General features: G+C 61.0%; 11 protein-coding genes. 6 read left to right on the top strand and 5 right to left on the bottom strand.

Annotated features, from left to right (window positions below; all coding sequences use genetic code 11):
- Window positions 1-3 precede the first annotated feature (3 nt).
- Window positions 4-3,819, bottom strand: a complete 3,816-nt coding sequence (locus CAF80_RS17320; RefSeq protein WP_085667726.1) for an NEL-type E3 ubiquitin ligase domain-containing protein — start codon at window positions 3,817-3,819, stop codon at window positions 4-6.
- A gap of 63 nt (window positions 3,820-3,882) precedes the next feature.
- Window positions 3,883-6,297 carry a hypothetical protein gene (locus CAF80_RS17315; RefSeq protein ID WP_085695707.1) on the bottom strand — a complete coding sequence of 805 codons (2,415 nt, stop codon included), beginning with the start codon at window positions 6,295-6,297 and terminating at the stop codon, window positions 3,883-3,885.
- Window positions 6,298-6,698: 401 nt separating this feature from the next.
- On the opposite strand from CAF80_RS17315, the gene CAF80_RS17310 reads away from it, so the two are divergent.
- The 5 genes from CAF80_RS17310 (at window position 6,699) to CAF80_RS17290 (ending at window position 16,538) form a co-directional block, all read left to right on the top strand.
- Window positions 6,699-9,002, top strand: a complete 2,304-nt coding sequence (locus CAF80_RS17310; protein WP_039766786.1) for a YgiQ family radical SAM protein — start codon at window positions 6,699-6,701, stop codon at window positions 9,000-9,002.
- Between the two features lie 351 nt (window positions 9,003-9,353).
- Window positions 9,354-12,629 (top strand): DUF2126 domain-containing protein, encoded by a 3,276-nt coding sequence (locus CAF80_RS17305; protein ID WP_085667728.1) that lies wholly within the window; start codon window positions 9,354-9,356, stop codon window positions 12,627-12,629.
- A gap of 88 nt (window positions 12,630-12,717) precedes the next feature.
- Window positions 12,718-15,204 carry a circularly permuted type 2 ATP-grasp protein gene (locus CAF80_RS17300; RefSeq protein ID WP_074689640.1) on the top strand — a complete coding sequence of 829 codons (2,487 nt, stop codon included), beginning with the start codon at window positions 12,718-12,720 and terminating at the stop codon, window positions 15,202-15,204.
- A complete protein-coding gene (locus CAF80_RS17295) occupies window positions 15,204-16,094 on the top strand; it encodes a transglutaminase family protein (protein ID WP_074689641.1) in 891 nt (296 codons plus the stop codon). Before CAF80_RS17300 ends, CAF80_RS17295 begins: the two co-directional genes overlap by 1 nt.
- 66 nt (window positions 16,095-16,160) lie before the next feature.
- Window positions 16,161-16,538 carry an NUDIX domain-containing protein gene (locus CAF80_RS17290; protein ID WP_085667729.1) on the top strand — a complete coding sequence of 126 codons (378 nt, stop codon included), beginning with the start codon at window positions 16,161-16,163 and terminating at the stop codon, window positions 16,536-16,538.
- A 72-nt stretch (window positions 16,539-16,610) separates the two neighbouring features.
- Here CAF80_RS17290 and CAF80_RS17285 read toward each other — a convergent pair whose 3' ends face one another.
- Both CAF80_RS17285 and CAF80_RS17280 read right to left on the bottom strand, forming a co-directional pair.
- Window positions 16,611-16,793: a hypothetical protein gene (locus CAF80_RS17285; RefSeq protein WP_064593122.1), complete on the bottom strand. Its 183-nt coding sequence runs from the start codon at window positions 16,791-16,793 to the stop codon at window positions 16,611-16,613.
- 68 nt (window positions 16,794-16,861) lie between these two features.
- Window positions 16,862-17,449, bottom strand: coding sequence for a TIGR00730 family Rossman fold protein (locus CAF80_RS17280; RefSeq protein WP_039766689.1), 588 nt, complete (start codon window positions 17,447-17,449; stop codon window positions 16,862-16,864).
- A 340-nt stretch (window positions 17,450-17,789) separates the two neighbouring features.
- On the opposite strand from CAF80_RS17280, the gene azu reads away from it, so the two are divergent.
- On the top strand, window positions 17,790-18,236 hold the full coding sequence (gene azu, locus CAF80_RS17275; protein WP_074689642.1) for an azurin: 447 nt from the start codon (window positions 17,790-17,792) through the stop codon (window positions 18,234-18,236).
- Between the two features lie 54 nt (window positions 18,237-18,290).
- On the opposite strand, the gene nadE is transcribed toward azu, so the two are convergent.
- Window positions 18,291-19,118 (bottom strand): ammonia-dependent NAD(+) synthetase, encoded by an 828-nt coding sequence (gene nadE, locus CAF80_RS17270; RefSeq protein WP_074689643.1) that lies wholly within the window; start codon window positions 19,116-19,118, stop codon window positions 18,291-18,293.

Raw genomic sequence — 19,118 nt, 5'->3', positions numbered from 1 at the left:
TGTTCATCCTTGAATACTTGATTCAGTCGTCGGCGTCATTGCCTTGTTTGGCTGCGAACCCGAAACGTGCGAATCATCGGGAGCAGCGGGTTGGTCCAGCTCCTGACGGGTCAGGGTCTGCATCAATGTCGCTTCATCTATTGCCAGTTGTCCTTGCAGATCATCGCTTTTCGCCTGGTATTGCTCCATGGTCAGTTGTTTGGCTTCGAGGCTTTCATGCAGCTCGGCGAGTCGGGCCTGATAAGGCTCGCGCTGCTCTTCGAATTGCTGTCGATACTTGCTCGTCAGGTAGTCTTTCCAGAATTCGCGTGAAAGCAGAGCCTGGCGTTCCGCAGGCGAGTTATCCAGGTCAATCACGGCTTTATAAACCCCGCTCAGCATTTCGCGGGTAACGCGACCCATCCCGATGAAACTGACGTTTTCTGGCTGGCCCGGAAGTTCAAGGGAGTCCTTGAGCCCGAATCGATAGGCCAGTCTGATTTCGACCTCTTCCTGCAAACGCAGGACGTGCGGTCGTTTTTCCTCCTCGGAAACCTGCGGATCCCTGACGATTGCTTCGCTGCGCTGAATATCTTCCGCAGCGAGTCTGTCGACTTCCTGCAAACGGAGCAGACGGCGCGACAAATGCACCAGTTGCGGGCCCAGCGCGTGATCCCCGGCTTGTTTGCGGGCGCTGTAGACCATGGTCAGAACCTCGAGATTGCCAAAGGAGAAGGCCGCTCGATCGCAGCAGGCCGGTTCGCCGGCACGATCGAAAAGATCCCGACGCAATTGATCCGATTCAGCGCTGTTTTCACTGATCGAATCCAGAACGTTCCAGACCCTGCGCTGCAAATCCGGGTGTGCGACCGGGCCGGCGTTCAGGCGTTGCAACACGGTGAAGAAAGCTTGCGCCCCCTGTTGGCTGATCAATCTTTGCCACTGTTCCCGTTTCAGCGCAACCTGCTGTGCAGGCATGCCTTGAGTCCAGCGCAAGAGCCCGTCCGAAGGTGAATGCGCTGACGGAAGTGCGTTTCTGAGAAGAGTGTTTTCCAGGAATGCTTGTGTATTCAGCGACGGCTGGGCGCGAGTTATCGAGAGCAAGCGACTCAAGTCACCCGAGACCAGTCTCTGAGCAGCGACACGGTCGCGGAAACGCTGGATGCGCTCCAGGGAGACTTCTGACAGCGGGTTGCCACTCACGTCGGTCACACTGTTTACTCGAAGCTGCTGGAGCAGCAGTGCATCGGGAGGGTCGATGATTGCGTCCGGAATTGTCGTGATCCGATTGTCGTACAGCAGGATGTCTTCCAGCGCCGGTTGTGCCGATAGCCCGGGCGGCCAGGTATCAATGCTGGTGTTGCCCAGGTTCAGCGAGCGCATATCCGTGATTGCGCTGAAGTCCGGAGTGATGCCCAGTGGATTATCGTTGAGCATCAATGCTCGCAGCGTTACGCGTTCGGAGAGTATGCGAGCTGTTTCCGGCGTCAGCGTGATCCGATTGTTTTGCAGGGACAGCCGCGTCATGGCATGCATTTGTCCGATCGCGGCAGGAAGCTCGCGTAACTGGTTGTTCGACATGTCCAGCCAGCGGACATGCTGAAACCTCGCCAGGAAACCATCCGGGGAAACGCTCAGGTTCATGCCGCTCAGTTTCAGTGAACCGACATGACTGAAATCAACGTCGTTCAGATCCGGTACGCTGTCCAGGCGTAAACCGTTCAGTTTCAGTTCCAGGCCTATGGGCGTTCCATCGGCGGCGTACTTTTGCGGTGTTTCACGTCTCCAGCAAGCGAGTATTCGTGTTTTCGCCCTGTAACGATCGCCCAGTCTGTCGGGATCGAGTTGCATCTGGTTTGCCCGCACGTAGCGCTGCCGGGAACCGCCACCGGAAAACGACCAGGCATTCAACTGACTTTCCAGGGTCTGAAACTCTCGTTCGAGCCGTGTAATTGTGGCTTCCGTATCCGGCCCCAGGCCGCTCAGGAATTCTCGGGCCTCGTGGATGCTTTTATGGGGGTGGATGTTCTGAAGTCGCTTTACCAACGGGCTGGGAAGAATGAAGGCATCTTTGACGGTGTAGATCTCGTTGATGGGATATCGATTCGAGGCGAGCTCCCAGAAGCGGTCGAAATGCTGCCAGTAGCCCTCGGAGAACTGATTGCCGTCCAGCAGTGTGACGGCATTGATCCGGACTTGGGTGAGCCCTTGTTCACCGCTTGGGTCGAGCAGCTCGGGCGGGACCTCGCGCAATCGGTTGGAGCGCAGGTCGATCTGGTCCATTTCGGTTTGAGTCCGTAATCCCGCTGGCCACTGATCGATTCCTGTATGGCTGAGATTGAGATTTCTCAGCTCGGACATGTTGCTGAAGTCAGGTGTCATGCCCAGGGGGTTACCCGACAGATCAAGTTGCTTGAGCCTGACCATGCTGCCGAGTGCTTGCGCACCTTTTTGATCCAGCACAATCCGGTTGGAGTGCAGATCGAGCATGGTCAGTTCGGGCATCGCGCGGATCGAGTCAGGAACTGCGGTGAGCCCCGATTCGACAATGCTCAGGCGGGTAAGTCGTGGGAAATGTGTCAGAAAGTCATCGCCGGTGCCTGGCCAGGCTATGCCTTTGATTTTCAAAACCTCGATATGCCCAAAACTCACCTTCAGGGGCGGAAGTGCTCCTCCTCCGCCCTCCGGCAGCCAGAGAATCGTGCCTGATTCTCGGCGCCAGCAACGCAGGATGTGATCGTTTACACGAACTGCCCAGTGCTTGTGGGCCTGTGAAGCCTCGGCGGTTTGCTGGATCCAGGCCACCAGATCCTCTTTCAGAGTCGCTAATTCGGCCTCCAGTCGTTTCAGTCCACCTTCGACATCCTTTCCCAGTGAATCCATGGCGGCTCTGAGCCCCGGCTCATCAAGGGCCGGGTAAAGCTTGCGAAGACGCCCCAGATGCGTTTGCAGGAACCGGCCGAGCGCGGCGTTCAGTTGAGCGCCGGACGGATTGCCTGAGGTGTTTCCCCGTCCCGGAAACATCCCCCCTGCGCCGCCGACGACCAGTCCGCTCCAGCCGATCCGCTCATCATAGAAAACAGCTTCCGACCTGCCCGGGCGCGTGGCGACATATCGGTTGTGCTCGTCCCGGGCCACCGCATCCTGGGGCCGGACGATGCGCATCACCTGAAGGTTCGGCGAGGATGCCTCCACATCATGCATGGCCTGATAAGCCTGATTGTCGATGACCAGGTAGAGCTTGCCTTCGAAACGATGCAATCCATCGCTGTCAGGCACCTGGTTAGAAAAGTCCAGAGAGGTACGGAAGTCTTCCAGGCGACGGCTGCTCAGACTGAAGGTCATCGACTCCAGATCGACCATCGGGTACCAGAGCCTGCTGTCGGGGTCTTGCAGAAGCAGCGGGCCGGACGGGACTCGCTCACTGCTCAGCCTGGCGCGGTACAGGCCGCTTTCGCTGTCCAGGCCGACCAGAAAGATGCTGCCGTCGAGCATGTCGACAAACTGCCGTCCCTTGAACCACCTGAATCCCTGGGCATCGGGCTGAGGCAACTGGACATCAGACGCGATCCGGTATTCCTCCAGAGAGGGCCGCGTCGCTGGCATGTTTTGCGTTGTGGAAGGTATTTCGCTGATGTTCACTTGCGGCGCAGGGGTGATGGCATCCAGATCAATATCCGCCTGCGTTTTGCCCGACCCGCCGAGGCGTTCGCGATGGTGGATCACCGGCGAGGAGAACCGAGTCGGATCGGCTCCGGGAAGCGACTCGTTTGCTCGGCGTGAAGGAGGTGTATGTACGTCTACGGTAGTGTTGCCCCTGGAGGGCGGTTTTACTGGCATGGTTATTCATCCTTGAATCATGGTTGCATCAGCTCCCTTGGTCGGAGTGATGCGCATTGGCGGCTATTGCCGAACCGGTGTCCCGGCGGCCGGTTCGCTTGCGCAGTCGAACAGCTTTTGCGCAACTTTCGGGCTGATGTATTCGCGCCAGATGGGCTGGTGGGCAAGGCCCGCCTGCTCCTGGCGTTGCTGAAATGCGCTGCCCGCTCCGGCCTGGGCGAGTGTTTTCATGTGTGCTCCCCTGACCGTGTAATCCAGCGCCGGGCGATCCTGTCGGTCGTAATGGAAGTGGGCCTCCCATAGCGGGGTATTGGCGGAGCGGTCATTGATCGAATAGACGTCGAGAAATGATTTGTCCTTGCCCTTGCCCAGCTGCTTGCGGGCAACGATCTTGATGACATTGAGCTGCGAATGTTCGAGCAGGTAGTTCAGTCGCAACACGTCCAGTACTGCCTTCTCCTTGTACATGCGGACCATGATGTCGCGTCCCGCTGTACTGAGCGAATCACCGGCTGCTTTCAGGCGAGCGATGACGCTGGCGGCCTGCGCATCGCTGGCAATACCCTCGATGCTCTCCAGACGGCTGGCCAATCCGTGAAGCTCGTCGGCGCTTTCGTCCAGTGATTCCCGAATACTGGTCGGATTGGACTTGCGGCTTTCCATCGCCAGCCCCTCGTCCAGCAATTCATCGACCCTGTCCAGCAGATGAGTCGCCTGACCTAGCAGTTGGGGCGTGGGGGCCGCTGGGGGCGTGGAGCGCATGGGGTGCCATTCGCCCTGTCTTTTCTCGTAGCGTTGAGGCGGATCTTCCGGTTTGAACGGGTCTGGAACGTCAATGGTGACGCTACCGTCCGGATCGACTTGCCTGACCCCTACCAGCACCCGATAAGTCCCATGCTGGCGGGTCCGGAAGATCTTGCGCGGGGCGCTCGGGGTGGCAGTCGGAACGGACTGCTGCGGCACGAAGTCCAGGTCGATGTCCTGATCGGGTGCGGGCCATTCGGTGTTGCTGTCGACCCTGGCGTAGATATCGTTCAACTGGGCGTCGATCCTTGACTCGAATGTTCCTAGTATGGACATCGCTTCGTGCAGGTAGGGTGTCTTCGTGGTGGGCAAAGCCGGCAACAGATCTTCGAAACGGCCTTTTTCCAGTCTGATTTCATCGAGTGCCAATTGCAGGACAACTGGCCGGGACTGTCCGGAAACGTTGTGCAGCTCTTCTACAAACAGGTTGACGGCCATGTAGCTGCGCATTCCGAACGGCGGCGGGATGTTCGGGTCATCGGCGAGCAGGCGCAGGCAGAGGTTGTATCGGGCGCAGTTGATCTGATCAACGCCGGGTATTCCCCGGTTGAGCTCTTCGATTTCGGATGCGGCGCTGCGGGACACCTTGCGTACCTGATCCATCACGGCCTGGCGGTCATCGAGGACCCGCAGTTTTTTGTTCATGTGAGCGAGGTTGCCTTTCAGCGAATCAACCGTCATCAGTGCAACCGAGGGATAAACCCGGCGATCCATGATGGCGAGCAGTTTGTTTAAATAGTCGACCCTGGCCAGCTGTTGCTCATGCAGCTCGGTTTTGTAGACGCCGCCGGCTTTCATCATGACCAGCCAGTCCTTGTTGTCGATGAGTGACTGGACGAACTCGGTCTGAAGGCGGATATGTTTGAGGGTGTGGACTTCAAGTCCGATCAGCTCCGCTCTTTCGAGGTCGCTGCCTTCCGGCAAATGTTTGGCGACGTCCCAGAGTTCATTGAAGCGCGCGTCCGAGGCTTGCAGCGCAGCAAAGGCTTCCCTGATGGGCTCGTACCGCTGCAGCAAATGCGCAATGTTGGCTCGGGCAGTGGCGGTCCGGGGCATTCCACCCAGAAGGCCGGAGCGGCTCGAAACCCAGCCGTGATCGGCGTCTCGAACAATGCCCAGGGTTTCACCGGCACGGCTTGGGCGATAAACGTTCTCGGTGTCGTGGGCGACCGGATCCTTCGAATTGACGATGCGCCAGACCTTCCTGGCGGGAGAGGAAGCGTCGATGTCGCGCATGACCTGATAGGCATGCCCTTCAATGACCGCGTATCGCTTGCCTTCAAAACCGTGCAGTCCGTCGCTGTCTGGCGATGCACCGGCGAAATCCAGGGGGGTGCGAAAGCCTTCCAGACGTTTTTGTGGCAATGGGTAACCGATCAGGTCGGCGTCGTCGGGCGAAAACCAGCGCAGGCTGAATGGATCCTGCAGCAGGATCGGCCCGGAAGGTTTCAATTCGCCGGGCAGTTTGGCGCGGAACAACCCGTTGTCAGGGTCCTGGCCCACATGCAGGACGTGGCCATCCTCGGTATTGACGAAAAGTCGACCTTTCAGCTGGATGAGACCCTGATCGTCGGGATCCGGCAGCGAGCCGCCAGGACGGATGCGATAGTCCGCCAATGAAAGCGGCACTGGAATCACCGGTATTGCCGAATTCGGGATTTCGCTGACAGTCAACGGCGGTGCCGGTGTTATTGCATCCAGGTCACCGACGGTCGGCAATCTGGCCGGTTTCTGGTCGGGAACGGGAGGTTGGTTGATCGGGGGCAATCGCGAGGCAGTGTCACTCCTGAAGAGAGGGTCTTTGACCGGGCGCGAGGGCGGAGCATTTACTTCAGCGGTAGTAATCCCCCTTGGAGGCGGTTTTACGGGCATGTCTTTTCATCCTTGAATACTGATTCAGTTGTCGGCGTCATTGCCTTGTTTTGCTGCGAACCCGAAAGGTGCGACACATCGGGAGCGCACCGGGAGCGGGAAACGGCAATTGGAGAAACCGACCACGGTCGTCGGAATTGGTCAAAATTTGTGCTATATTCCGCGCCCGCGAAATTCAATGAAAGCCAACACCGGTTATCGACATGCAAGCAGCCAAGCCGTTATTTGACTATCCAAAATATTGGGCCGAATGTTTCGGGCCAGCGCCGTTCCTGCCCATGAGCAGGGAGGAGATGGATCAGCTTGGCTGGGATTCCTGCGACATCATCATTGTTACGGGGGATGCCTACGTCGATCACCCGTCGTTCGGCATGGCGATCATCGGCCGGCTGCTGGAGTCCCAAGGCTTCCGCGTCGGGATCATCGCGCAGCCCAACTGGCAGTCCAAAGACGACTTCATGAAGCTCGGCGAGCCGAACCTGTTCTTTGGCGTCGCGGCCGGCAACATGGATTCGATGATCAACCGCTACACCGCGGACAAGAAAATCCGTTCCGACGACGCCTACACCCCGGGTGGCATGGCGGGCAAACGTCCGGACCGCGCGAGCCTGGTCTACAGCCAGCGCTGCAAGGAAGCCTACAAGCACGTGCCGATCGTGCTGGGCGGCATTGAAGCCTCCCTGCGCCGCATCGCCCACTACGATTACTGGCAGGATCGCGTGCGCAACTCGATCCTGATCGACGCCAGCGCCGACATCCTGCTGTACGGCAACGCCGAGCGGGCGATTGTCGAAGTCGCCCAGCGTCTGTCCTACGGGCACAAGATCGAAGACATCACCGATGTGCGCGGCACCGCGTTCATCCGTCGCGACACGCCGGCGGGCTGGTACGAAGTCGATTCCACGCGCATCGACCGTCCGGGCAAGATCGACAAGATCATCAACCCGTACGTCAACACCCAGGACACTCAGGCTTGCGCGATCGAGCAGGAAAAGGGACCGGTTGAAGACCCGCAGGAAGCCAAGGTCGTGCAGATCCTGGCCAGCCCGAAAATGACCCGCGACAAGACCGTGATCCGCCTGCCGTCGATGGAAAAGGTGCGTAACGATCCGGTCCTGTACGCCCACGCCAACCGCGTGCTGCACCTGGAAACCAACCCGGGCAACGCCCGTGCGCTGGTGCAGAAGCATGGCGAGATCGACGTCTGGTTCAACCCGCCGCCGATTCCGATGACCACTGAAGAAATGGACTACGTGTTCGGCATGCCTTACGCACGTGTTCCGCACCCTGCGTACGGCAAGGAAAAAATCCCTGCCTACGACATGATCCGTTTCTCGGTGAACATCATGCGTGGCTGCTTCGGCGGCTGCACCTTCTGCTCGATCACCGAGCACGAAGGCCGGATCATCCAGAACCGTTCCGAAGAGTCGATCATTCGCGAAATCGAAGAGATCCGCGACAAGGTGCCGGGCTTCACCGGCGTCATTTCCGACCTCGGCGGCCCGACCGCGAACATGTACCGCATCGCCTGCAAGAGCCCGGAAATCGAATCCGCATGCCGCAAGCCGTCCTGCGTGTTCCCGGGCATCTGCCCGAACCTGAACACCGACCACTCGTCGCTGATTCAGCTGTACCGCAGCGCCCGTGCGTTGCCGGGGGTGAAGAAGATCCTGATCGCCTCCGGCCTGCGTTACGACCTTGCGGTCGAGTCGCCGGAATACGTCAAGGAGCTGGTGACCCACCACGTCGGTGGTTACCTGAAGATCGCCCCGGAACACACCGAGGAAGGTCCGCTCAACCAGATGATGAAACCGGGGATCGGCACCTACGATCGCTTCAAGCGCATGTTCGAGAAGTACACCAAGGAGGCGGGGAAAGAGCAGTACCTGATCCCGTACTTCATCGCCGCGCACCCGGGCACCACCGACGAAGACATGATGAACCTGGCCCTGTGGCTCAAGGGCAACGGCTTCCGTGCCGACCAGGTGCAGGCGTTCTATCCGTCGCCGATGGCCACCGCCACCGCGATGTACCACTCGGGGAAGAACCCGCTGCGCAAGGTCACCTACAAGAGCGACGGCGTGACCATCGTCAAGAGCGAAGAGCAGCGCCGTCTGCACAAGGCGTTCCTGCGTTATCACGACCCGAAGGGCTGGCCGATGCTGCGTGAAGCGCTGACCCGCATGGGTCGCGCCGACCTGATCGGGCCGGGCAAGAACCAGTTGATCCCGCTGCACCAGCCGGCCACCGACAGCTACCAGAGTGCCCGTCGCAAGAACTCGACGCCGGCCGGCAGCCACAAGGTCGCGAAAGAGAAGACCACCAAGATCCTCACCCAGCACACCGGCCTGCCACCGCGCGCCAGCGACGGCGGCAATCCGTGGGACAAGCGTGAACAGGCCAAGGCCGCGGCATTCGCCCGCAACCAGCAGGCCGCCAAGGAGCGCAAGGAAGCCGCGAAAGGCAAAGGGCCGAAACCGGCACGCAAGCCGGTCGTACCGCGCTGAAACGCACTTGAGCCAAAACAGAACGCCAACCTTCGGGTTGGCGTTTTGCTGATCGTTCCCACGTCGAGGCGTCGAGCCGTCTGCGTGGGAATGCCTCTAGGGACGCTCCGCGTCCAGTGACGCAGAGCGTCACGGGCTGCATTCCCACGCAGGAGCGTGGGAACGATCACGGGAGAGGGTCAGGGGAAGGGGCTCTTCGCAACATTTGCGTGCAACTGTGCCAAACCATTTCACCGCATCGCCCGATTTTGGTGCTGTACTGCCCTAAGCATTCCGGGAAAGCGCCCAAGCCTCTGCATGGCATAAGTCTTGCGCGCTTTCGAATACGCTTGGGCTCGCAGGAGGCACGCCGTGTCGATTCATGTCGCATTGCATCACGTCACGCATTACCGCTACGACCGCGCTGTCGAACTCGGCCCGCAGATCGTGCGTCTGCGTCCGGCTGCCCACAGCCGTACGCGGATTCTGTCTTATTCACTGAAAGTCTCGCCCGAGCAGCACTTCATCAACTGGCAGCAGGACCCTCAGGGCAACTACCTCGCACGGCTGGTGTTCCCCGAGAAAACCGCCGAACTGCGGATCGAGGTCGATCTGCTGGCCGAGATGGCGGTGTTCAACCCGTTCGACTTTTTCCTCGAACCCTACGCCGAGAAAATCCCCTTCGCCTACGCCGCCGATGAACGCAAGGAACTGGCGCCGTACCTCGAAACCCTGCCGCTGACGCCGAAATTCAAGGCCTATCTGGACGCCATCGACCGCACGCCGCTGCCGGCCGTGGATTTCCTGGTGGCGCTCAACCAGCGTCTGAGCGAAGACATCAATTACCTGATTCGCATGGAGCCGGGTGTGCAGACCCCGGAACACACCCTCGAACACGCCTCCGGCTCCTGTCGGGATTCGGCGTGGCTGCTGGTGCAACTGCTGCGCAACCTCGGGCTGGCGGCGCGTTTTGTCTCCGGTTACCTGATTCAACTGACCGCCGACGTGAAAAGCCTCGACGGCCCGTCCGGCACCGAAGTGGACTTTACTGACCTGCACGCGTGGTGCGAGGTGTATCTGCCCGGCGCCGGCTGGATCGGTCTCGATGCGACGTCGGGGTTGTTCGCCGGTGAAGGGCATATCCCGCTGGCCTGCAGTCCCGATCCGTCCTCGGCGGCGCCGATCAGTGGGCTGGTGGAGCCTTGCGAATGCGAGTTCAGCCACGAAATGTCCGTGGAGCGGATCTGGGAAGCGCCGCGGGTCACCAAGCCCTACACCGATGAGCAATGGCTGGCGATCCAGGCGCTGGGCCGGCAGATCGATGCCGACCTGCTGGAAGGCGATGTGCGCCTGACCATGGGCGGCGAACCCACCTTCGTGTCCATCGACGACCCCGACGGCGCCGAGTGGAACACCGCCGCGCTGGGTCCGGACAAGCGCCGGCTCTCCGCCGAACTGTTCCGGCGCATGCGCAAACATTACGCGCCCAAGGGGCTGGTGCATTTCGGTCAGGGCAAGTGGTATCCCGGCGAGCAACTGCCGCGCTGGTCATTGAATTGCTACTGGCGCCGCGACGGTGTACCGATCTGGCACAACAGCGCGCTGATTGCCGACGAGCAGCAGGATTACGGCGCTACGGGTGAGCTGGCCGGGCGCTTTCTGGCGAGTGTCGCCGAACGCTTGAAGCTGCCGACACGCTTCGTGTTCCCGGCCTACGAAGACAACTTCTATTACCTCTGGCGCGAGGGCGCCTTGCCGAGCAACGTCAGCGCCGAAGACTCGCGTCTGGAGGAGCCACTGGAACGTGCGCGGCTGCGCAAGGTGTTCAGTCAGGGGCTGGACAAGGTTATCGGCCAGGTGTTGCCGCTGGCGCGCACCGCCAAGGGCGATCAATGGCAGAGCGGGCGCTGGTATCTGCGCGATGAACATTGTCGGCTGGTGCCGGGGGATTCACCGCTGGGCTATCGCCTGCCGCTGGGCTCGCAGCCCTGGGTGAAGGCAGCGGAGTATCCGTTCATTCATCCGAACGACCCGAACCAGGATTTCCCCGAGCTGCCCGAAACCTCGCAGCTCAACGACCACCGTGAGCCGGCTCCGGCAGACGAGCGTGTACCGAAGATCGATGAGTCCGCCGACTGGCTGACCCGCACCGCCTTGTGCGCCGAGGCCCGGGAAGGCCGGTTGTACCTGTTCATGCCGCCGCTGGAGCGGGTCGAGGATTATCTGGAACTGGTCGCGGCCATCGAAGCCACCGCCGAAGAGCTGCATTGTCCGGTGTTGCTCGAAGGCTACGAGCCGCCGAGCGATCCGCGCCTGAGCAATTTCCGCATCACCCCGGATCCCGGCGTGATTGAGGTCAACGTGCAGCCGTCGGCGACGTGGGACGAGTTGGTCGAACGCACCGAGTTTCTGTACGAAGAAGCGCGCCAGACCCGACTGTCCACCGAGAAATTCATGGTCGACGGGCGGCACACCGGCACCGGCGGCGGTAACCATTTCGTGCTCGGCGGCGCGACGCCGGGCGATTCACCGTTTCTGCGCCGTCCGGACCTGCTGCGTAGCCTGATCAGTTACTGGCACAACCATCCTTCATTGTCGTACCTGTTTTCCGGTCTGTTCATCGGCCCGACCTCTCAGGCGCCGCGGGTCGACGAAGCGCGCAACGACGCGCTGTATGAACTGGAAATCGCTTTCGCACAAATGCCGGCGCCGGGAGAGGAATGCCCGCCGTGGCTGGTCGATCGCCTGTTGCGCAATCTGCTGATCGACGTCACCGGCAACACCCACCGCGCCGAGTTCTGCATCGACAAGCTGTATTCACCGGACGGCGCCACCGGGCGCCTCGGGTTGCTGGAGTTGCGTGGTTTCGAGATGCCACCCCATGCGCGCATGAGCCTGGCGCAGCAGCTGTTGTTGCGAGCGCTGGTGGCGCGGTTCTGGCGCGAGCCCTATGCGCCGCCGAAACTGGCGCGCTGGGGTACGGAGCTGCACGACCGCTTCATGTTGCCGCACTTCATCGAGCAGGACTTCGCCGACGTCATCGTCGAACTCAACAATGCCGGTTACCCCCTGCGCGCTGAATGGTTCGCGGCGCACCTTGAGTTCCGTTTTCCCAAGGTCGGCGATTACGCCGTCAACGGTATCGAGCTGGAATTGCGCCAGGCCCTTGAACCCTGGCACGTGCTGGGCGAGGAGGGCGCGGCGGGCGGCACGGTGCGCTACGTTGACTCATCGCTGGAGCGTTTGCAGGTCAAGCTTGCGGGGCTGCCGCCGCAGCGCTATCTGCTGACCTGCAATGGCATCCCGGTGCCGCTGCAACCGACCGGACGGGTTGGCGAGTTTGTCGCCGGCGTGCGTTTCCGCGCCTGGCAACCGGCCAATTGCCTGCAACCGACGATCCCGGTGCATGCGCCGCTGGTGTTCGACTTGCTCGATACCTGGATGCAGCGCTCGCTGGGCGGTTGCCAGTACCACGTCGCGCATCCCGGCGGGCGCAATTACGAAACGCTGCCGGTCAACGCCAACGAAGCAGAGAGCCGGCGTATGGCGCGGTTCTTCCGCATCGGACACACGCCGGGGAAACTTCCGATACCTAACCTGACAATCTCCGACGAGCTACCGATGACTCTCGATTTACGACGTTTTTGATTCGTACACGACCCCCGGATTTTTCGTATATCCGGGCGTCATGTGCCTGCGTTAGTCTGACCGTTCCTTGCCGGCTGCCGAGCTTTCCATGCCTGACCTGCTTGACCGCTACCCGCTGACGGCGGGCACCTATCACGAACTGCTCGACGACAGCGGAGCGGTGCGCCCGCACTGGCGGCGGCTGGTCGACCAATTGCAGCGCAGCACCCCGGCGCAACTGGTGCAGCGTCAGGCGTTGCTGACTCGGCAGATTCAGGAAAACGGCGTTACCTACAACGTCTATGCCGACCCAAAGGGAGCGGACCGTCCGTGGGAACTGGATCTGCTGCCCCACGTGATCGCCGCTGACGAGTGGCAACAGCTGTCCGCCGGAATCGCCCAGCGCGCGCGGCTGCTCAATGCGGTGCTGGCAGATCTGTACGGCCCGCAGCGGTTGATCCGCGAAGGCTTACTGCCGGCGGAGCTGGTGTTCGGCCACAACAACTTTCTCTGGCCCTGTCAGGGCATTGCGCCGCCGGACGGTGCCTTTCTGCATCTGTATGCCGTGGATCTGGCGCGCACGCCGGACGGGCGCTGGTGGGTGACGGCGGATCGTACCCAGGCGCCATCCGGCGCCGGTTATGCGCTGGAAAACCGCACCATCGTGTCCCGTGCCTTCCCCGAGTTGTACCGGGATCTGAAAGTGCAGCATCTGGCCGGCTTCTTCCGCACCTTGCAGGAAACCCTGGCCCGTCAGGCACCCTGCGACGATGACGCGCCGCTGGTGGTGTTGCTGACCCCGGGGCGCTTCAACGAGAGCTATTTCGAACATCTTTATCTGGCCCGCCAACTCGGTTATCCGCTGGTGGAGGGCGGTGACCTGACGGTACGTGATGCCACGGTCTACCTGAAAACCCTCAGCGGCCTGCGCCGGGTGCACGCGATCCTGCGTCGGCTCGACGATGATTTCTGCGATCCGCTGGAATTGCGCACGGATTCGGCGCTCGGCGTTCCGGGATTGCTGGAGGCGGTGCGTCAGGGCCGGGTGCTGGTGGCCAACGCGCTGGGCAGCGGCGTGCTGGAGTCGCCGGGGCTGCTCGGTTTCCTGCCGAAGATCAATCAGTACCTGTTCGGCGAAGAGCTGATTCTGCCGTCCATTGCCACGTGGTGGTGCGGCGAAGCGCCAGTGTTGGCCCAGGCCCTGGAGAAACTGCCGGAGCTGTTGATCAAACCGGCGTTCCCGTCGCAAAGCTTCGCTCCGGTTTTTGGCCGGGATCTGAGCGAAAAACAGCGTGAAAGTCTCGCTGCGCGCATGCAGGCACGCCCTTATGCGTATGTTGCGCAAGAACTCGCCCAGTTGTCCCAGGCGCCGATCTGGCAGCCCGAGGACGGGCAACTGCAGCCCCGGGCAATCGGCATGCGCATGTACGCGGTGGCCAGTCACGATGGTTATCGGGTGCTGCCCGGTGGCCTGACCCGGGTCGCGGCCGAAGCCGATGCCGAAGTGGTGTCGATGCAGCGCGGTGGTGCGAGCAAGGACACCTGGGTGCTGGGGGATCGGCCGCCAAGCGGTGAACAGTGGAAAGCCCAGCGCAATATCGGCGTGCCTGATCTGGTGCGACGCGATCCGTACCTGCCGTCGCGGGTGGTGGAAAACCTGTTCTGGTTCGGCCGTTACTGCGAGCGTTGCGACGACAGCGCGCGGCTGCTGCGGATCATGCTCGCGCGCTACGTCGACGGCGATGACCCGCAAGCCTTGCAGGCCGCTGTGGATCTGGGCGAGCGGCTGATGCTGCTGCCGGATGAAGGTGAGCTGCCAGAGCGTTTGCTTGCGGCACTGCTCGGCGAGGACTGGTCGTTCAGTTTGCGTTCCAACCTGCAACGCTTGCAGTGGGCGGCTTCGCAAGTGCGCGGTAAGTTGTCCCGGGAAAACTGGCAGGCGCTGGTGGAGCTGCAACGTGAGGCTGCGGAACTGGACACCGACGAACCGGACTTCGGCGAGTTGCTGGATTTTCTCAACCGGCTGGTGATGTCGCTGGCGGCGCTGTCCGGGTTTGCCCTCGACGACATGACCCGTGACGAAGGGTGGCGCTTCCTGATGATCGGCCGGCGGATCGAGCGCCTGCAATTTCTCAGCGGCAGTCTCGCGGGTTTCTTGCGTGGCGCCGGGGCGTTCGATCAGGCCGGGCTTGAGTGGTTGCTGGAACTGGGCAACAGCAGCATCACCTATCGCTCGCGTTATCTGGCGGTGGCGCAGTTGATTCCGGTGCTCGACCTGTTGCTGCTGGATGAGCAGAACCCCCATGCGGTGCTGTTCCAGTTGAAGCTGGTGACCCGCACCCTCAAGCGGCTGAATGATGACTTCGGTGTGCCGAGGGAGGCAGGATTGCCGCCGCTGGTCGAGCGTCTGGCGCGTTTCGACCTGAGCTGTCTGGAGAATCCTCTGTTTGGCGAGTCCAGCGTGCGCTCGGCCCTCGATGGTCTGGCGGATCTGCTGCAGGAGATCGCCGACGCCAGCAGTCAGGTCTCGGACCGTCTGGCCCTGCGCCATTTCGCCCATGTCGATGATGTCAGCCAGCGTACGGTGTCCGTCTGATGAGCGCCCATTACCAGATCTTTCACGACACCTGCTATCGCTACGACAGCCCGGTGTCCCTGGCCCAGCAACTGGCGCATCTGTGGCCGCGCGAATGCGACTGGCAGCGCTGCACCGAGCAGCAATTGCTGATCAGCCCGGAGCCGACCACTCGCCGTGACGAGCAGGATGTCTTCGGCAATCCGCTGACCCGCCTGGCCTTCGAACGGCCCCACGATGAATTGCAGGTCAACGCACGGCTGACGGTCGAAGTGCTGGCGCGGCCCGTGGTGGATTTCCAGCAGTCACCAGCCTGGGAATTGACCCGCAATGCGCTGACCTACAGCAGCCAGCCGCTGTCCGCCTCGTTGCTGGAAGCCTGTCGCTACCGATTTCAGTCGCCCTACGTGCATCTCAAACGCAGCTTCGTCGAGTTCTCGGAGAGCTGTTTCCCGGCCGGCAGACCGTTGATGCTGGGTGTGCAGGCCTTGATGCAGAAGATCTTCAGCGAATTCACCTTTGATGCCGAAGCGACCCAAGTCGCCACTCCTCTGGTGGAGGTGCTGGAGCGGCGGCGCGGGGTCTGTCAGGACTTCGCGCACCTGATGCTCGCCTGTGTGCGATCACGGGGATTGGCGGCGCGTTACGTCAGCGGCTACCTGCTGACCCAGCCGCCACCGGGGCAGCCACGGTTGATCGGCGCCGATGCATCCCATGCCTGGGTCTCGGTGTTTTGCCCGGTGCTGGGCTGGGTGGATTTTGATCCGACAAACAATGTGCAGCCGGCACTGGAGCACATCACCCTGGCCTGGGGCCGGGATTTTTCCGATGTCTCGCCGTTGCGCGGGGTGATTCTGGGGGGAGGGAGCCATGATCCGGAGGTGCGGGTCACGGTGATGCCACTGGAATAACGGAGTTCAGAAATGTGGCCCGCTCCTTAATGGTTCTGTGTTGTAACGGCTGATGAGGGATTTCCAATGTTTCCGGTTTCAATCAAAGGTGTTCTGCAAAACCCGGAAGGTAAGGTTGTGCTGATGCTCAACGAGCGTGACGAATGGGAATTACCCGGGGGACGGATTGAGTTGGGTGAAACGGCGCAGGAATGTCTGGCTCGGGAAATTGCAGAAGAGCTGGACGTGAACGTGGCAGTGAGGACGCCGGTGGACTCCTACCTGTTTGAAGTCATCCCGGGCAAGCATGTCTTTATCTCGACCTATCGCTGCCAGCTGCTGGGCGAGTTCAAGCCGACCATCAGTCACGAGCACAAGAAGATTGGCCTGTTCGACCCGGCACAACTGCCGGTTAACCTGCCGGGGGGCTATCGCGAGTCGATTGCCAAAGCGCTGGGTCTGTAAGGGCCGGCGGTGAAGCCGCCAGCCCCGTCACGGATCAATGGAGCCTGATTCGATCATCAAGCCCGATGTGGCTCAGGCGTCGGGCGCCGGGTCTTTCGGTGTCTCAACATCATCATCTTCAGTCGCCACTTCACCGTCAGGGTTCAGTGCCGCTTCTTCAGCCATCTGTTTCTTGCGCTGAAGCTTTTCCTCTTTCTTCTGTTCCTTGGCCAGGTCACGTTGACGTTTGGCGAAGGAGTAATTGGGTTTGGCCATGGGCGATCCTCTGGGGTCGAAGGTGAGGTTGAGCGGCGCGTATTCTGCCCTGTATCGGTGCCCGGCGGTTAACCGGGTTTCTGGTCGACCCATTTTGGGGTGACGGTGGGCTTCCAGTTGTCGAGGGCTTCGAGCAGCGTTTGCGGCGATTCACTCACTTGCAGCATGTCACGGTGCGGCGCGCGAACGAAGCCTTCGCCGACGATGTGATCGAGAAATGCAGTGAGTTTGCTGTAGAAACCGTTCACCTCGAGCAGGCCCAGTGGCTTGCCGTGATAGCCGAGCTGGCCCCAGGTCCAGACTTCGAACAGCTCCTCCAGGGTGCCAAGGCCACCTGGCAGGGCAATGAACGCATCGCTGAGTTCGGCCATCCGCGCCTTGCGCGCGTGCATGCCGTCGACCACTTCCAGACGCGTCAGGCTCTTGTGACCGATTTCCTTGTCCATCAGGCTCTGCGGGATGATGCCGATCACTTCGCCACCGGCCGCCAGCGCGGCGTCGGCGACAATCCCCATCAGGCCGACGGCGCCACCGCCGTAGACCAGCGTCAGCTTACGCTCGGCAATAGCTGTGCCGAGGGCAATGGCGGCTTCGGTGTACGCCGGGGTGGTGCCGGCGTTGGCACCGCAAAATACACAAACGGATGTGAGAGACATGCCTTCCTCCTGGGTCAATCGGTCACAGGGTAATGGCTGGCACGCCTTGATCCAAGGGCTAGACTTCGCGTTTCGGGGTTTCACAGGTGCCGCTGGCGCCACAGGCGTAAGCAGCGAGCAGACTGCACAACAGGCTGTTGAAGGACATGACGGATGCTCCAGATGAGTGTTGAGCCCTGAAGATACGACCCGGCCATACGTCTGGCTGTTAGATTGTTTCGATGAGTGTCATAGCCTGAAAGTTGTATACAATTTTTGACTCAAGTCATAGGAACTTGCGAAGATTTCAGGCAGTCTTCCAACCATTCGTGTTTTGTTAACCCTGCCTTGGAGATTCACCATGTTTTCCAAAGTTGTTGCGGTATCCCTGCTGGCGCTGGCCAGCAGCCAATTGATGGCTGCCGAGTGCAAAACCACCGTTGATTCCACCGACCAGATGTCCTTCAACACCAAGGCCATCGAAATCGACAAGAGCTGCAAGACCTTCACCGTCGAGCTGACCCACTCCGGCAGCCTGCCGAAGAACGTCATGGGCCATAACCTGGTGATCAGCAAAGAAGCCGACATGCAGCCGATCGCCACCGACGGCCTGGCCGCCGGCATCGACAAGAACTACCTCAAGGACGGTGACGAGCGCGTCATCGCTCACACCAAGATCATCGGCGCCAAGGAAACCGATTCGGTGACCTTCGACGTGTCCAAGCTCAAGGTTGATGAGAAGTACGGCTTCTTCTGCTCGTTCCCGGGCCACATCTCGATGATGAAAGGCACCGTGACCCTGAAGTAAGCAACACAAGGTCAAAAAAAGCGTCCGGAAGGACGCTTTTTTTATGCCTCGGAATCAAGGCGCAAACGGCATGACCCGCTTGTGATGAGTCTTTTTGTAGGTGTTGACGATGATGTCGAACGCCTCCTGACGCACCGGCTCGCCATGCAGGAAAGCGTCGATTTCGGCGTAGGTCACACCGTGGGACGCCTCGTCCGGTTTGCCCGGCGACAGGTCCTCCAGATCCGCGGTCGGCACTTTTTCCACCAGCGATTCCGGTGCGCCGAAGCTGCGGGCGATGGCCCGGACCTGGTTTTTCACCAGACCGCTGAGCGGGGCCAGGTCGCAGGCGCCGTCACCGAACTTGGTGAAGAATCCCATCACCGCTTCCGCCGCGTGGTCGGTGCCGATCACCAAGCCATGGGCCGCGCCGGCGATGGTGTACTGGGCGACCATGCGCATCCGCGCCTTGGTGTTGCCGAGCACGAAATCCATCGACACCGCGTGCTTGCCTTCGAAGGCTGCGACTTCGCTGGCCAGGGATTTGACCGCCGGGCCGATGTTGACGGTGTGGCGCTCGTCCGGGGCGATGAAGTCCACCGAGGCCTGGGCATCGTGTTCATCGAACTGCACGTCGTACGGCAGGCGCACGGCGATGAACTTGTAGGCCTCGTCACCGGTGCGCTCGCGCAGCTCTCGCATGGCGCGCTGGGCCAAAAGGCCGGCAGTCAGCGAATCGACGCCGCCGCTGATGCCCAGCACCAGGGTCTTGAGTCCGGAACTGGTCAGGCAATCCTGGATGAAGGTGATGCGGCGGGCGACTTCCGCTTCGAGGGCCTGGTGATCGGCGAACGGCGGCTGAACGTTGAGCTGTTCAGCAATCTCACGCTGTACGGCTTGCAT

The organism is Pseudomonas sp. B34(2017) (genome assembly GCF_002112915.1).
Taxonomy (GTDB): Bacteria; Pseudomonadota; Gammaproteobacteria; order Pseudomonadales; family Pseudomonadaceae; genus Aquipseudomonas; species Aquipseudomonas pharyngis.
This window is presented reverse-complemented; position numbering and strand designations above follow the sequence as displayed.

Coding starts and splice junctions, on each gene's coding strand:
- CAF80_RS17320 (WP_085667726.1), bottom strand. CDS start 3,819: ATGCCAGTAAAACCGCCCTCCAGGGGCAACACTACCGTAGACGTACAT.
- CAF80_RS17310 (WP_039766786.1), top strand. CDS start 6,699: ATGCAAGCAGCCAAGCCGTTATTTGACTATCCAAAATATTGGGCCGAA.
- CAF80_RS17300 (WP_074689640.1), top strand. CDS start 12,718: ATGCCTGACCTGCTTGACCGCTACCCGCTGACGGCGGGCACCTATCAC.
- CAF80_RS17295 (WP_074689641.1), top strand. CDS start 15,204: ATGAGCGCCCATTACCAGATCTTTCACGACACCTGCTATCGCTACGAC.
- CAF80_RS17290 (WP_085667729.1), top strand. CDS start 16,161: ATGTTTCCGGTTTCAATCAAAGGTGTTCTGCAAAACCCGGAAGGTAAG.
- CAF80_RS17285 (WP_064593122.1), bottom strand. CDS start 16,793: ATGGCCAAACCCAATTACTCCTTCGCCAAACGTCAACGTGACCTGGCC.
- CAF80_RS17280 (WP_039766689.1), bottom strand. CDS start 17,449: ATGTCTCTCACATCCGTTTGTGTATTTTGCGGTGCCAACGCCGGCACC.
- azu (WP_074689642.1), top strand. CDS start 17,790: ATGTTTTCCAAAGTTGTTGCGGTATCCCTGCTGGCGCTGGCCAGCAGC.
- nadE (WP_074689643.1), bottom strand. CDS start 19,118: ATGCAAGCCGTACAGCGTGAGATTGCTGAACAGCTCAACGTTCAGCCG.